17 protein-coding genes are annotated in these 13,476 nt (G+C 67.9%); 11 read left to right on the top strand and 6 right to left on the bottom strand.

The genetic code is table 11. The annotated features are described in order from the left end of the window. The first annotated feature begins 65 nt into the window (after positions 1-65). Complete coding sequence (gene surE, locus NKG96_RS09605) at positions 66-842, top strand: 5'/3'-nucleotidase SurE (protein ID WP_254534723.1); 777 nt, start codon at positions 66-68, stop codon at positions 840-842. A 17-nt stretch (positions 843-859) separates the two neighbouring features. Here surE and NKG96_RS09600 read toward each other — a convergent pair whose 3' ends face one another. Then, positions 860-2,536: a CocE/NonD family hydrolase gene (locus tag NKG96_RS09600; protein ID WP_254534722.1), complete on the bottom strand. Its 1,677-nt coding sequence runs from the start codon at positions 2,534-2,536 to the stop codon at positions 860-862. A gap of 127 nt (positions 2,537-2,663) precedes the next feature. Here NKG96_RS09600 and NKG96_RS09595 point away from each other — a divergent pair, with 127 nt between their 5' ends. Next, positions 2,664-3,482 carry a formate/nitrite transporter family protein gene (locus tag NKG96_RS09595; RefSeq protein ID WP_254534721.1) on the top strand — a complete coding sequence of 273 codons (819 nt, stop codon included), beginning with the start codon at positions 2,664-2,666 and terminating at the stop codon, positions 3,480-3,482. 6 nt (positions 3,483-3,488) lie between these two features. Next, positions 3,489-3,920: a cupredoxin domain-containing protein gene (locus tag NKG96_RS09590; protein WP_254534720.1), complete on the top strand. Its 432-nt coding sequence runs from the start codon at positions 3,489-3,491 to the stop codon at positions 3,918-3,920. 31 nt (positions 3,921-3,951) lie between these two features. Here NKG96_RS09590 and NKG96_RS09585 read toward each other — a convergent pair whose 3' ends face one another. Next, positions 3,952-4,983 (bottom strand): hypothetical protein, encoded by a 1,032-nt coding sequence (locus tag NKG96_RS09585; RefSeq protein ID WP_254534718.1) that lies wholly within the window; start codon positions 4,981-4,983, stop codon positions 3,952-3,954. Between the two features lie 82 nt (positions 4,984-5,065). Further along, positions 5,066-5,530, bottom strand: a complete 465-nt coding sequence (locus NKG96_RS09580) for an arsenate-mycothiol transferase ArsC (RefSeq protein ID WP_254534717.1) — start codon at positions 5,528-5,530, stop codon at positions 5,066-5,068. Positions 5,531-5,670: 140 nt separating this feature from the next. Between NKG96_RS09580 and NKG96_RS09575 the strand changes: the two genes are divergently transcribed. Together NKG96_RS09575 and NKG96_RS09570 are read left to right on the top strand one after the other, a co-directional pair. Next, a complete protein-coding gene (locus NKG96_RS09575) occupies positions 5,671-6,351 on the top strand; it encodes a carbonic anhydrase (RefSeq protein WP_254534716.1) in 681 nt (226 codons plus the stop codon). Between the two features lie 91 nt (positions 6,352-6,442). Continuing rightward, positions 6,443-6,805 (top strand): hypothetical protein, encoded by a 363-nt coding sequence (locus NKG96_RS09570; RefSeq protein WP_254534715.1) that lies wholly within the window; start codon positions 6,443-6,445, stop codon positions 6,803-6,805. A 7-nt stretch (positions 6,806-6,812) separates the two neighbouring features. On the opposite strand, the gene NKG96_RS09565 is transcribed toward NKG96_RS09570, so the two are convergent. Beyond that, the gene (locus tag NKG96_RS09565) at positions 6,813-7,238 is read right to left on the bottom strand and encodes a hypothetical protein (RefSeq protein ID WP_254534714.1); all 426 of its coding nucleotides are present in this window, start codon (positions 7,236-7,238) and stop codon (positions 6,813-6,815) included. Positions 7,239-7,330: 92 nt separating this feature from the next. Between NKG96_RS09565 and NKG96_RS09560 the strand changes: the two genes are divergently transcribed. From NKG96_RS09560 to NKG96_RS09535, 6 genes are all read left to right on the top strand, one after another. Then, positions 7,331-7,675, top strand: a complete 345-nt coding sequence (locus NKG96_RS09560) for a hypothetical protein (protein ID WP_254534713.1) — start codon at positions 7,331-7,333, stop codon at positions 7,673-7,675. Between the two features lie 547 nt (positions 7,676-8,222). Further along, positions 8,223-8,732, top strand: a complete 510-nt coding sequence (locus tag NKG96_RS09555) for a DUF4188 domain-containing protein (protein WP_254534712.1) — start codon at positions 8,223-8,225, stop codon at positions 8,730-8,732. Continuing rightward, on the top strand, positions 8,729-9,973 hold the full coding sequence (locus tag NKG96_RS09550; protein ID WP_254534711.1) for a serine hydrolase domain-containing protein: 1,245 nt from the start codon (positions 8,729-8,731) through the stop codon (positions 9,971-9,973). Before NKG96_RS09555 ends, NKG96_RS09550 begins: the two co-directional genes overlap by 4 nt. 292 nt (positions 9,974-10,265) lie before the next feature. Next, on the top strand, positions 10,266-10,625 hold the full coding sequence (locus tag NKG96_RS09545) for a hypothetical protein (RefSeq protein ID WP_254534710.1): 360 nt from the start codon (positions 10,266-10,268) through the stop codon (positions 10,623-10,625). Positions 10,626-10,755: 130 nt separating this feature from the next. Further along, positions 10,756-11,157, top strand: coding sequence for a nuclear transport factor 2 family protein (locus NKG96_RS09540; protein WP_254534709.1), 402 nt, complete (start codon positions 10,756-10,758; stop codon positions 11,155-11,157). 71 nt (positions 11,158-11,228) lie between these two features. Continuing rightward, the gene (locus tag NKG96_RS09535; RefSeq protein WP_254534708.1) at positions 11,229-11,666 is read left to right on the top strand and encodes a cupin domain-containing protein; all 438 of its coding nucleotides are present in this window, start codon (positions 11,229-11,231) and stop codon (positions 11,664-11,666) included. Between the two features lie 625 nt (positions 11,667-12,291). Here NKG96_RS09535 and NKG96_RS09530 read toward each other — a convergent pair. Both NKG96_RS09530 and NKG96_RS09525 read right to left on the bottom strand, forming a co-directional pair. Beyond that, positions 12,292-12,636: a chorismate mutase gene (locus NKG96_RS09530; protein ID WP_254534707.1), complete on the bottom strand. Its 345-nt coding sequence runs from the start codon at positions 12,634-12,636 to the stop codon at positions 12,292-12,294. Continuing rightward, on the bottom strand, positions 12,594-13,460 hold the full coding sequence (locus tag NKG96_RS09525) for a shikimate kinase (RefSeq protein WP_254534706.1): 867 nt from the start codon (positions 13,458-13,460) through the stop codon (positions 12,594-12,596). The genes NKG96_RS09530 and NKG96_RS09525 overlap by 43 nt, the downstream gene beginning before the upstream one ends. Between the last annotated feature and the right edge of the window lie 16 nt (positions 13,461-13,476).

Below are 13,476 nucleotides of genomic sequence, written 5' to 3'. Positions count from 1 at the left end.
TATTTCTGGCGGCAACACGGGTGAGGGGCGGCGGGGTTTTAGTCCGCAGGGGCCGCACCGCCGCCATGCACGTCCTGCTCACGAACGACGACGGCATCGAGGAGACGGGTCTGCTGGCGCTGCACGCCGCACTCTCCGACCTCCCCGACGTGGAGGTGACCGTCGTCGCCCCCGCCGACGACCAGAGCGCCGTCGGCCGGTCGCTCTCCTCTCGCGTCGCCGTCGACGAGGCCGAACTCGGCTACGCCGTCCACGGGACGCCCGCCGACTGCGTCGTCGCCGGCATCCAGTCGCTCGTCCCCGACGTGGACCTCGTCGTCTCGGGGTGCAACCGGGGGGCGAACCTCGGCCAGTACACCCTCGGCCGGTCGGGAACCGTCAGCGCCGCCGTCGAGGCGGCCTTCTTCGGGCGTCCCGCCATCGCCGTCTCCATGTACATCCCGACGGGCGACGAGGAGTTCTGGTCGTACTCGCCCGACGAGGACGACTACCGCGAGGCCGCCCGCGCGACCCGCTTTCTCGTCGGCGAGGCGTTCGAGGCGGGCGTCTTCGAGGAGGCCGACTACCTGAACGTGAACGCCCCGCTGGCCCGCGACGGGACCGAGAGCGCGATGGAGGTGACGGACCCCTCGACGGTGTACGAGATGGACGCCGAGTACGACGACGGCGAGGTGACGCTCCACGACCGCATCTGGGAGCGCATGGCCGAGGGGACCATCCCGGACCCCGACGGCACCGACCGTCGGGCGGTCTTCGAGGGTCGGATCAGCGTCTCGCCGCTGACCGCCCCGCACACGATTCGCCACCACGAGGCGCTGGACGCACTGGCGAGCGAGTTCTGAGCCTGCCTCCCCGACCCCTACCCGGACGGGCGACCGCCGGGCGTCTCCGGCGTCATCCCCGGCACGTCGGGAGGGTCTCCCGTCGCGCCGACGACGGGGAACGTGACCGTGGACTCGCCCGGCGCGTGGCGGACGTTGACCCCCGCACACTCCCGCGAGTTGTAGAACCCGCCGTCAGTCGTCGCCAGCGTCACCCGGAGGGTCTCGCCGGCCGCGAACCGCCGCTGGAAGGCCGTCATCTCCACGTCCACCTCGTGACGGCCGGGGCCGTCGAACCGGAGAGGCGTCACCTGGTTGTCTATCAGGGTGGCCTCGCCGTCGACCACCCGGTACACCTTGGCGTAGAGGTGCGCCTCCGTCCCGACGGCGTCGAGGGTGAGCGAGAGGGCCGGCGCGCCGAACACCTCCGTCTCGGAGTCGAGGGTAAAGTCGAAGTCCGCCGCCGTACCGGGGACGTGGTCGCCGTTCTCCAGCGAGAGTTGACTCGTGGAGGTGGGCGCGACGCTGTTCGCCACGAGCGTCGAGTCGCCGAGCGAGACGCCCGAACCAGCGTCCGCGAGGTCGAACGTCTCCGCCCCGGCGTTCCCCGGCGGGACGTCGCTCGTCGTTCGCCACTCGCCCGACTGCACCTCGTAGAACGTCACCGGCGGGAGGTCCGCCGGTCCCCGCCCCGCGACGTGTTCGTCCACCCACGCGAGGGCGGCGTCGTCGAGGACGGAACGCTGGTCGGAACCGGCGGCGTCGGTCAGCGTGTGACCTCCCTCGAAGAGGACGAGGCGCGTCTCGACGCCCCGCTCTCTGAGGCCACCGTAGTTCCACAGGGCCTCGTTCGGGACGAACAACGTGTCGGGCCACCCCGAAATCACCAGCGTCGGGGTGTCGACGCCGTCGAGTTTCGTCGAGGGCGACCGGGCGCGGTAGTACTCGGTCGATTCCTCGGGGAACTCGTTCGTCGCGGACCCGAGCAGGTTCGCCTCGTACACTTCGAGGTCGAGGCCGTTCAGGATGTCCTCCTCCTGCGGGTAGCCGTCGCCGGAGGTGACCCCGCGCGCTCCGGTGACGCCGGTGGCAAACAGGAGGGTGTCCCACCCGGCCTTGATGACGCCGTTGGGTGCCAGCGCGTAGGGGAGGTCGTTCCACGCCCACCGCGGGACGATGGCGTCGATGCGGTCATCGACGGCGGCGGTGTTCAACTGGATGCCGCCCGCGTAGGAGACGTTGTCCATGCCCACCTTCGGGTCGTCGGGGCCGTCGTTCGCCACCGAGTCGTACTCGGCGAGCCACGAGACGAGCGCCCGGGCGTCGCCCACCTCGTTCGGCCCGTCGACGCCGACGCCCCCGCCCGACTCGCCGAACCCCCGCGAGTCGTACGCGAGGACGACGTAGCCGTTGGAGGCGTACAGGTCTGCCAGCCGCCGGACCCGTTCGCTCGTGTGGTCGCCGCCCCACCCGTGGGTCATCAGCATGGCCGGGAACGGTCCCGGCCCGGTCGGTTCGTAGAGGCTCCCCGCCAGTGTCGTCCCGTCGAAGGAGTCGATACTCACGGGTCGCTGGTCGTACCCCGCGCCGTCGTTCGCCGCGGCCCGGACGCTCTCGGTCCCTGCACCGGCCAGCGCCGCGAGGGCGAGTCCCCTGAGAACGCCCCGTCTCCCGACGCCGCCCGGTCCGTCGTCGTCCCGTCGCTCGTGTGTCACACGGGGGCGATGCCCGGTGCCGACAAGTGTTCGATGGGTAACTGATGAGGGTCGCCCCCCTCGACCCCGCTCGGCCTGCACGTGCGTGCACGCCGACCATCAGGCGGACCCGAGTAGTGGGGGGCACATGGGTTCGGAGGAGCTGGACACCCCCAGACACTACGAGAACATCCTCGAGTTGCAGATCGAGGAGGGGCTGGCGGAGCTGGAGCGGCCGGCGTTCGGCCAGTTCCTCTCGGCGCTCTCCTGCGGTCTCAACCTCGGTATCAGCGTCTTCGGCCTGCTCGCGGTCACGACGGTGCTCGGGAGCGTCATGGGCGAGGGCGTCACCCACCTGGTGAAGTCGCTCGTCTACACCTTCGGGTTCGTCCTGACCATCATGGCCCAGACCGAGTTGTTCACCGAGCACACGACGCTCGCGGTCCTCCCGGTCCTCGATGGGGAGGCCGGACTCGGGGACCTCGGCCAGTTGTGGGGGCTCGTCTACGCCGGTAACATCGTCGGCGGCGCGCTGTTCGCCGGCTTCCTCGTCGTCGCCGGCCCGGAACTCCACCTCGTCGACACCGCGGCGTTCGTCTCGACCGCGCGCACGTTCATCGACCTCTCGACGGTGGGCGTGTTCACCGGCGCCATCCTCGCCGGCTGGCTGATGGGCCTGCTCTCGTGGGTCCTCACGTCGGTCCGCGACTCGGTCAGTCGCATCCTCGTCATCGTCGTCTGTACGTTCCCCATCGGCTTCGGCCACCTGCCCCACTGCGTCGCGGGGAACATCGAAGTCGTCGCCGGGATGCTCGCCGGCGCGGACGTCTCGCTGGCCCAGTGGGCGCAGTTCCTCGGCGTGACGACGGTCGGGAACGTCGTCGGGGGCGTCGTCTTCGTGACGCTCCTGAACTACAGCCACGTCGTCTACGGGACGGAAGGCGAGGACGCGGCCATCACGGACTGAACGACCATGACGACCTACACCAGACGCCGAACGCTCGCGCTCTCGGGGAGCGCACTCGTCGCCGCCGTCGGCGGCGGCTGTCTCGACGCGAGCGAGATGGTGACGACCGTCGAACTCCGGGCCACCGAGGAGGGCTGGGTCGGCGAGACGCCCGAGGCGATTCGCGGGGCGACCAACCCCACCCTCGCGCTGAAGACCGGCGAGACGTACGAACTCGTCTGGCTCAACGAGGACGGCGCGACCCACAAGCTCGCCCTCCTCGACGAGAAGGGGGAGGTCGTCCACGACTCGAAGACGGCGAAAGAGCGGGGCGAACAGCGGACCGTCGCCTTCCGGGCCGAACCGAAACTCGTCGCCTACCACGACCACTACCACCCGGAGACGCTCAAAGGCGAGGTGTCGGTAGGCGGGTCGGGCGTGACCGCGAACGAGTCGTGACCGGCGGGGCCGGCCGACGCCCCTCAGCGGCTCATTCCTCCTCTATCTCCAGCGCTCCCGTCCGCTCGTCGAACTCCCGCCGCAGGTCGTCGTCGAGCAGTCGGCGGAGTTCCTCGTCGTCACCGTCGTCGACGTAGCCCGCGAGGAGCCCGAGTCCGGCGCCGAAGACCGGCGCCCACGGGTCCCCCCGCTCGTGTTCCGCGGCCCGGCGCGCGCCCGCCAGGACGGCCTCGACGTCCGCGTTCGCCAGCCAGTCGCCGTACCCGCTCCCCTCGGTGCCGGTCGCCGTCTCGTCGGCGACCCGACTGCCGACGACGGACGCCGCCCCCGCCAGCGCCGCCGTCCCCCCGAGTCGCCGACCCGCACGCGACCCCCGCCGGGCGTCCCGCCCGAGCGTGAGCGGGTCGACGTCGTCGAGCGGCGTGTCCTCGTGAGAACTGACGTACGCGCCGATACCCATCCCGGCGGCCATGGCCGCCGAGAGCAGCGCGTACGTCGAGTAGGACGCGGCGATGGCCGGGTTCGAGAGCGCGAGGCTGGTCCCGACGCCCCAGAGTGCCACCTCCCTCGTGTCCGCGTTGCGGACCGTGTGGGTGACCTCCGCCAGTCCGACGCGCACGCCGGCCCGTGCGCGCAGGCCGGCGTCGGCGGCCGCCCGCCGAACCGGGAGCGCGCCGTCGAGCACCAGCGAGCGGGCGCTGTCACCCGCTCGCCGCACTGAGCGCCCCGTCGCGTCGAGTCCGGGGGCCCGCTCGACCGGGAGGGGGTCGGTCGGCACCTCGCCGCCCTCGTCGCTCACGAGGGCCTCGGCCGACCGGCGCGTCGTCTCGAGGCCCGCCCGTACCCGGTCGGCGACGGTCCCGACACCGGCGGCGGCGTCTCGCCTCGCGTCCGCCGTCGAGTCGTCCAGCGCCTCACCGCCCCGTCGGACGGTCGCTCCGGCGACCTCGGCCGCACCGTCGAGGCTGGCTCGCACCCCCTCGAACCGGTCGGCGAGGGAGTCGCCGTCGCCAGTCCCGTCGTCCGACCGCCCCCCGTCGTTTGCGTCGTCTCCGTCGGTCATGCCCTCCGGTTGGTGTGTCGGCCGGGTAACGCTGGTGCCGGCGTACCGTGTCGGACGGCGGGTACCCCCCGGCCTGTTCGACTCAGTTCGTCGCGGGCGCTAGCTCGTCGAACAGCGCCCGCACCCGACGCTCGACCTCGTCACGAATCTCGCGAACCTCGTCCAGTCCCCTCCCGTCGGGGTCGTCGAGGTCCCAGTCGCGCACCTCGACGCCCGTCGCCGTCCCGAGGTCGAGCGTCGAACACCCCATCGTCGCCACGTGGTCGCACGAGCGCAGTTCCTCGTCCGATAGCTCGCGCGGGGTTCGCCCGGAGAGGTCGACGCCCACCTCGTCCATCACGTCGACGACCGCGGGGTGGACGCGGTCCGCGGGGTGGGTCCCGCCGGTCAGGAGATCGACGCGCCCGTCGAGGCCGCGACGTTCGACCTCGCGTTCGGCGAACGCGTGGGACATCTGGCTCCGGCCGGCGTTCTGGACGCAGACGAAGGCAATTCGGGTGGGTTCCGCTCGGTGCTCGCTCCCCGGGTCCGTGGTGGTGTCCGTCATCGGTGTTGTGTGGTCGTGCCGTCGGTTCACGATAGCCGGAACGACGGGATAGCGGTTACGACGGTGGGTGGGATCGCGCTCCCCCGGCGACAACTGCGAAGACGCGAACGCTATAGTCGCTCCGGGAGATGCACCCACGTATGCACGAGCGATTCGTCGAACTGCTCGAACGGAACGCCGACCACGCCAGCGAGTTCCAGTCGCGCTTCGGCGACGTCCAGGACGCACAGCACCCGAACGCGGTCACGGTCTGCTGTTCGGACTCGCGAGTCCTGCAGGACCACATGTGGGGCAACGACGAACCGGGCGGAATCTTCACGTGTAGCAACATCGGGAACCGCGTCGTCCAGCGAACGGACGCCGGGACCGTCGTCTCGGGCGACGTCCTCTACCCTCTCGCGCACACCGGGACCGACCTCGCCGTCGTCGTCGGCCACACCGGGTGCGGGGCGGTCACGGCGGCCTACGACGACCTGACCGGCGGCATCGAGGAACCGCCCGGCATCGAACACTGCCTCGCACTGCTCGAACCCCACCTCCAGTCGGGGATCGACGCCCTCCCCGACGACCTCGACCGCGAGGACGCGGTGAACCACCTCGTGGAGTACAACGTCGACCGGCAGGTCGATTCGCTCGTCGAGAGCGACGACGTCCCCGAGGGCGTCACCGTCGTCGGCGTCGTCTACGACTTCCAGGACGTCTACTCCGACCGGCGCGGGGAGGTCCACGTGGTCAACGTCGACGGCGAACGGGACGCCGACGCCCTGCGGGAGGCCCACCCGGAGGTCGCAGCGCGGGTGACGCGCCGCTGGGAGTACTGAGACGAACGCGCTGGCGAGGGCCGTTCCCCGTCGGCCCTTGTCCCAGTCCGGCCACAGCGTTATCCCCTCTGCGTGGCTCTCGGTGGGCACGATGGAGTACGACGTGACACTCGAGTTCGAGGGAACGTGGCACGAACAGGTCTCCCCGGCGAACATCGGCGACCGGTCCCCGGCCGACATCGCACTCGACCACCTGCAGGTGGCCCTCGACGAGGGGGACGTGGAGGGGACCTGGGAGGACTACTCCGTGGAGACCGTCGACGGTGGCGACCCGGAGGACGACGAGACGACGGTCGAGTTCGACGCCGAGGGGACCTGGCGCGCGACCGTCGAGTCGGACGACGCAGAGGGGGCTGGAGGGGAGGCGACACGGCTCCTGGAGGCGGCGCTGAACCCCGACGGGAACCCGTGGCACGACTTCGACGCCGAGGTCGTAGACGTCGAGGAGGCGTGAGCCGAGGTCAGCGACGCGACTCGGCCGCGGGTCGCTCTCGGCGGTACGCCCCGCGTTTCGAATAGACGTACCCGGCCACGAGTGCCGTCAGGGCGGGGACGACCAGCAACCCCGCCGCGACGGTCACGACGAGGGCGACGGCGTAGAGGGCGAGGGCGGTGCGCCACGCCCACGCGCGGAGTCGCCAGAGCCCCCAGACGACGGGGAGTTCGACCGCCGAGACGACGAGCAACGCGCCGCCGAGCAGTGACGTCGACCCGGCGAGCAGGTCGAATCCGGCCGAGACGCCGAGTGCGACCACCGCCAGCCGAACCAGGCAGGCGAGCGTGATGCCCGGCGGGGTGGTGTCGGGCGTCGGGTCGGGACGACGCGGTTCGCGCATCTGCTCGTTGGAGTGCGGATTCCGGAGGGGGGCGGTCGGTGGGGGGGCCATACCGGACACTTCCGGGACAGGTCAGTTAGGTGTTGGGTGAACGGCAGGGGTGGGACGAGGGAGACTTTACCCGCCCGCCCGGACCCACGGGTATGACCGAACCGGACCAGTCCCACCAGCGGGTGACGGTACACCTGTCGGAGCGAGAACGGGCGGTGGTCCGCAACGCGCTGGCCCACTACCTGGACGAGCAGAGCGAGGACGACGCGGCCCACGACGCGTTGCAGTCGAACCTCGACAGCGCCCGCGAGCGAGGGATCATCGCGGTCGGCGCGGGGATGGCCGACACCTACCGCGAGGTGTTCCGCGCGTACGCGCAGGCGCTCGAGGGGGCCGTCGACGAGGACGACGAGGCCGCCGGCGAGGCGATGGTCGAGTTCTTCAGCGGTGCGTTCACGAGCGTCGTCGGGAAGATCGGCGACGCGACCGGGCAGTAGCCCGACCGGAGGGGACTCAGGACCGGTAGACGCGAATCTCGTCCGTCGGTTCCCGCGTCGCTGGGTGGTTACTCACGGCTTCGTTTCCAACCTCAGCACTCACCGGCAGTCACTGTGTGACTCCTCGGCCACGGTACCTGATACCGATGGCACGGAACGGCTCACGCGACGGCGAACGGTTCAGCGAGGTTCAGTAGCAACGTCAGTCGAGTCCGACCGGCCCGACGAGGACGAACTAGCTGCCGCGTACCGCGAGACGTCCGAGAACGTTGAAACGCTCGTGGAGGAGTGGATAGCGCGAACTGTGTTGCTACCAGCCGTTCGATATCTGTCGGATTCGATGTCTGCATCAACCCCCCGGGGTCGCGACAGGGAACCTCGGAGCAGAGGCGGCACGCGCCGAACGATAGACGGAGAGCGGCTGTCTGTCAACGGAGAATCGTAGGTTCCACTCTCGAACGGGGGGGAGATCGGAGATTCGCTCGAGCGACAACAACTGTAGACATCGACAGTCACGATTATCCCTTCAAAGGGTCTACATGAGAAGATGGGACACGTAATCAGTGGCCGAATGGCTGCGGAGATCGATGGCGACTTCGTACTGTACATCAACGGATTTCGGCTCAACAGGCTCCGTGCCATCCACAAGTGGTTCCTCGCAGGGCGAAAGATCGGTGCGATGTTCGAGGAACTGGCGACCGACCCGGACAGCGGGTTCCTCGGCTACCAGCCAGCGTTGCAGGGACTCCGCGGTGGCGGCTCGATTCAGTACTGGCGGTCACTCGAAGACCTCCAGCGGTTCGCACAGAACCCGAACGACATGCACGTTCCCGCCTGGAGGTGGGTCAACGAGAACCTGCGAAACGGTGAAGTCGGCTTCTGGGCTGAAATCTACCTCATCGAGGACGGCAACTACGAGACCTTCTACCGAGACATGCCCCCGAAAGGGTTGGGCGGTCTGACGACCCTCGTCCCGATGGCTGCCCACACGCGCCGCCTCGGCATGACGACGAACCGCTCGGGACCGGACGAACGCCAGTCGGGAGCAGCGAAATGACGACTGCATCTTCGGCTGCCGATGCCGTGGCGGTTCACGGCACCGTTGCGCCCGGCTTCGAACCGGTCCGCGAGGTGTTCGCGGGGAACTTCGCCGAGCGAGACGAACTCGGCGCGGCCCTCGCCGTCTACCACTACGGCGACCCCGTCGTGGACCTCTGGGGTGGCCACCGGGACACCGCCCGTGAACACCCATGGGAGGCCGAGACAATGGTCCTCGTGGCCTCGGGGACGAAAGGGATGGCGGCTGCGGCCATTGCCGTCGCCCTCTCCCGTGGACTGTTCGCGCTCGACGACCGTATCGCCGACCACTGGCCGGCGTTCGCGCAGGGCGGGAAGGGTGACGTGACGGTCCGGCAGTTGTTGAGCCACCAGGCGGGGCTCGCGACGCTCGATGGGCGGCTGTCACCCGAACAAATCGCCGACGTGGAGTTCCTCTCGGAGCTACTCGCGAGGGAGGACCTCGACTGGGAGCCCGGGACGCGCCAAGGGTATCACGCGTTCACGCTGGGCTGGTACGCAAGCGAACTGCTCCGACACACCGACGGGCGGACGTTGGGCCGGTTCTTCGCCGAGGAGGTGGCGGAACCGCTCGACCTCACGTTCTACATCGGGCTGCCCGAACACGTACCAGACGAGCGCGTAGCCGCCCTCGATGCGTTCGGACCGCTGGACATGTTCCGGAACCTCCGCACGATGTCACCCCGGTTCGTCCTGTCGTTCTTCAACCCCTGGTCGGTGACGAGCCGGGCATTGAACGTCCTCGGCACGCGACGCCCGGCAGACCTGAACAGTCGTGCGTTCCGCGCCGTCGAGATTCCCTCGGCCAACGGTATCGGGACCGCTCGCTCGATGGCACAACTGTACGGCGACCTGGCGACAGGCGGAAGAGCATTGGGACTCGGCGGGTCAGTGTTCGCCGAACTGACTGCACCCCCGGTACCACCGTCCGGTGAGACGAGTGACGTCGTCATCGGCATCGAGACGGCGTACGCGATGGGGTACTCGAAACCGTCACCCGACTTCCGGTTCGGGACATCCGACTCCGCGTTCGGCACGCCCGGTGCTGGCGGGTCGTTCGGGTTCGCGGACCCCGATGTGGGGCTGGGTTTCGCCTACACCCCGAACCGGATGGGCCTCCACCTGAAGGACGACCCCCGAGAAGTGGAACTCAGGAACGCCGTCTACGAGTGCATCGAACGCCGGGGTCCGAAGACGACCTCGGCTCGTACTCGAGGCTGACACCACGAACAACTACTGGGACGTAGCCACAGATTTCGACCGACACCCGTCGATACCGTCGAGCTCGCGTCGCCGAATTCCTCCTCTGCAAACAGATTGGAACTGAAAGTACGTGGTCTATCCGGTCGGAGTCGTCTGTTACGTACGCGGTACGTGTCTGTCGCGTCGGGCACCTACTGGTAGAAAGAGCGTGTGTGGGTATATCACCGTCATCACCCTCATATACAGATAACCAGAGAATCTACCAATCGGTAACAAATCCATACCCTGACGGGGTTCGTATGATGGGGGCATGGCAACGCAGTCAACTCCCAAACGAACACTCGAACCCACCTCCCAGCTACAGGCATTCGGAGGAACGCTGCTCCCGGGCACGTGCTTCACGAGTGGCTACTGCGTGTGGGCGTACGATTTTCACACGACGCCAGACGGCCTCGACCCCTTCCATGACGTGTGGGTCGTCGCTCCGGACGGCGAACGCACGCTCATCATCACGTCCGAACAGGCCGAACGGACGATAGCACGCAACCATCCGTTCGACCGGACACTCCTCGGCGATATTCGTGTCGAACAGCCGACTCCCGACACCGCCCGCGCTGTTCATGGACGGGTGTGCGTACGTTCCCGTGTGGGAGTAGCCTCCTCCGCCTGACACAACCCGTCGACAGCGCATTCCCCCCGAACTAGTCTGACCGATAGTCGGACTAAATATCCGTCGAGAAGCTCTGAAACGTCAGCACAAACCGTTTTCTCGTCACATCGCCATGGGACATCGAATCGTCATGTCAAGCACTACCGCACAATCGAACGTCGAACTGGTCGAGTCGCTGTACGCCGCGTTCGCCGAGGGTGACATGGAGGCGACGATGGCGGGATGGACCGAGGACATCGAGTGGGTCGCCGTCGAAGGGGGACCCTACGGCGGGACCTACACCGGGTCACAGGCCATCGCGGAGCACGTCTTCCAGCCGCTCGCCGAGGACTGGAGCGAGTTCGCGCTCGTAAACAAGCAGTTCATCGATGCTGGTGACACGGTCGTGGTGACCGGAATTATCGACGCGATAGCTGCGGCGTCTGGTACCGCTGTCGAGGCGGCGTTCGCTCACGTCCTGACCATCGAGAACGGTGGGGTGACCCGGTTCGTCGAGTACGCTGACACACACCCCATGCAGCAAGCACTGTAGCGTCGTCTCGATTGAGTTACTCTCCGGTGGTCGCGTTCGTCCTGTTGCAGACGAGCACCGCAACGGATTCGATGGACAGTGTGTTGCGTCGGACGGTACTGAACACCAGCGCTGTCGTGGTCGGCGCGCTCATGTTGAACGCGCCGGTAGCAGCGGGTCAGTCCCGCTCCGACGGCAGCTCAGTAAGTACAGGTGGGGTGGACGAACCCGAGGGATTCAGCGTCGAAGTACTCGCCCCTCACGCGACCTCCCCGGACAGCGTCGCTGCGGGGTTCGTGGTCGACTACGACGGGAGCGACCGGGGGCCAATCACGTCGCTGCTCCCGTTCGATGCGTCCAGTGTCGTCCTCGCGAAGGTGACGTGGCACCCGGAGGTTCCCTCCGGGTGGCACACCCACCCGGGGCCGATTCTCGTGACCATCACCGAGAGGGAACTCGAACTCACCAACGAGCGTGACTGCGTCGCTCGAACCTACACGGCAGGCGAGGCGCTCATCGACCCCGGATAGGGGAACGTCCACGTCGCGAGGAATCCGAGTACCACCGAACAGGCGGTCGCGTACGGAACGTTCCTCGGCGTACCTGATGGCAAACCGGCGACGATATGGGTCACATCGGTCGAGTGCTGATGAACCGGCACAAGTAGCAGAGATACACTCTCGACACGGTGTACCGCCTACTCAGTCGCGCGATAGGCCCGTCCGTGGTCCTGACCGTTGATGGCGATGCGGGTGTAGTGTTCCATCTCCTGGAGATGGGAGCGCACTATTCGATCGGTCTTCGGAACTTCGACACGATCACGGTACGCGCCTGAGAGCTGTTGGCAGTGTGAACAGAACCCACCCACGCCGGACGACCGGTGGGCGTTTCAGTCGGGTCTCGTCCAGTTGGTCGGACAAAACTCGTGGGTTGGGTCACATCACAGGGATTGCACTCTTTCAGTCCAGATATTATTCAGATAAGTAACAATTGTCACAAACGAGATCCCGCTCGCGGTCTGCGTTCCGCCGATACGTACACACGGTCGACGAAGACGGAGAAGCACCGTCTTGTACCGACACCCCAGTCGCGGTTTCCGACTGTCGCCCCGTCTCACGATTCTCCGTCGATTGCGTATAAGCTCTATTTAAGCCGCTATTCGTCAGACTCCCCATCACCGCGCAGTCCGTCGATTTCCGTAGTGTGTCGTTGCTCGATCTTGTTCAGTTCGATGAGCAACCGGAAGATGGCCTTCACCATGTTGGCGTCCACCTCGAAGCGTTCGGCGTTCTCGCCGGCGCGGTCCATCACCGCCGCCTCTTGTCCCTCGTCGGTCGTCGACAGTCCCTGGTCGCGTTTGACCCCTGCGATGGTATCGGCGACGTAGGTTCGCTGGGCGATGAGTTCGACGATCTCCCGGTCGATGTTTCGAATCTCGTCGCGCAGTTCGTCGAGGCTCATCTCGTCCGTGCGCCCGCTGTCTGTGTCGTCGTCAGCCATGTGTCTCCCTCGTAGGTGTTCCAGTCGTCTCGCACCGATTCCAGTGCCGCCCGCTCGCCGACCGCCACGAAACTCGGGCCGGTCCCCGACAGCGACACGCCCTCGCTTCGCGTCATCGCGGCGACGACGGGGGCCGTCGGGTAGTCGAGTGCCGCACAGAACGCCAGTCCGTTGACGGTCATTGCCCGACCGTACTCGCCGTCGAGGGCGAGGTCGGCGGCGAGGTCGGCCATCGGCGCGACCTGCTCGCACCGGGCGACGTCCGCGTCCGCGCTGAACGCCTGCTCCGGCGGTGCCCACACCAGCACGTCCCAGTCGGGGTCGTCGCGGTGGAGCAGTCCGTCCGACGAGTTGTCCGTGACGGTGAGGCCGCCGAGCATCGAGGCGCTGGCGTCGTCGAACGCCCCGGTGACGGTGACGCCCACGTCGCGGGCGGCGTCGACGCCGAGGCGGCAGGCGTCGATTCGCTCGATGTCGTCCGAGGCGTCGAGTGCGTCGAGCGTCGCCAGCACCGTCGCGTTGGCGGCGGCGCTCGAACTCTTCAGGCCGGCGGCCATCGGCACCTCGCTCTCGGTGCGGACCCGACCGCCCCAGTCCTCGCCGTCCCCGAACCGGTCGACGACGGACTCGACGCATCGTTCGACGAGGCGGGTGTCGGCGTCCGGTGCGCCCGCTATCTCGCCGGTGACGCCGTCCGTCCCCGAATCGAGGTCGACGGTCGCCGTGGTCTCCATGTCGATGGCGAACGCCGACCCCACGCCCGTCGCGAGGGCGTTGAGGACGGTGCCCGCCGCGGGCGCGCTCGCCCGTCCGATGCGAGTCACGCCCACTTCTCTCGTG

Source organism: Halomarina litorea (assembly GCF_024227715.1).
In the GTDB taxonomy this organism is placed as follows: Archaea; Halobacteriota; Halobacteria; order Halobacteriales; family Haloarculaceae; genus Halomarina; species Halomarina litorea.
This window is presented reverse-complemented; position numbering and strand designations above follow the sequence as displayed.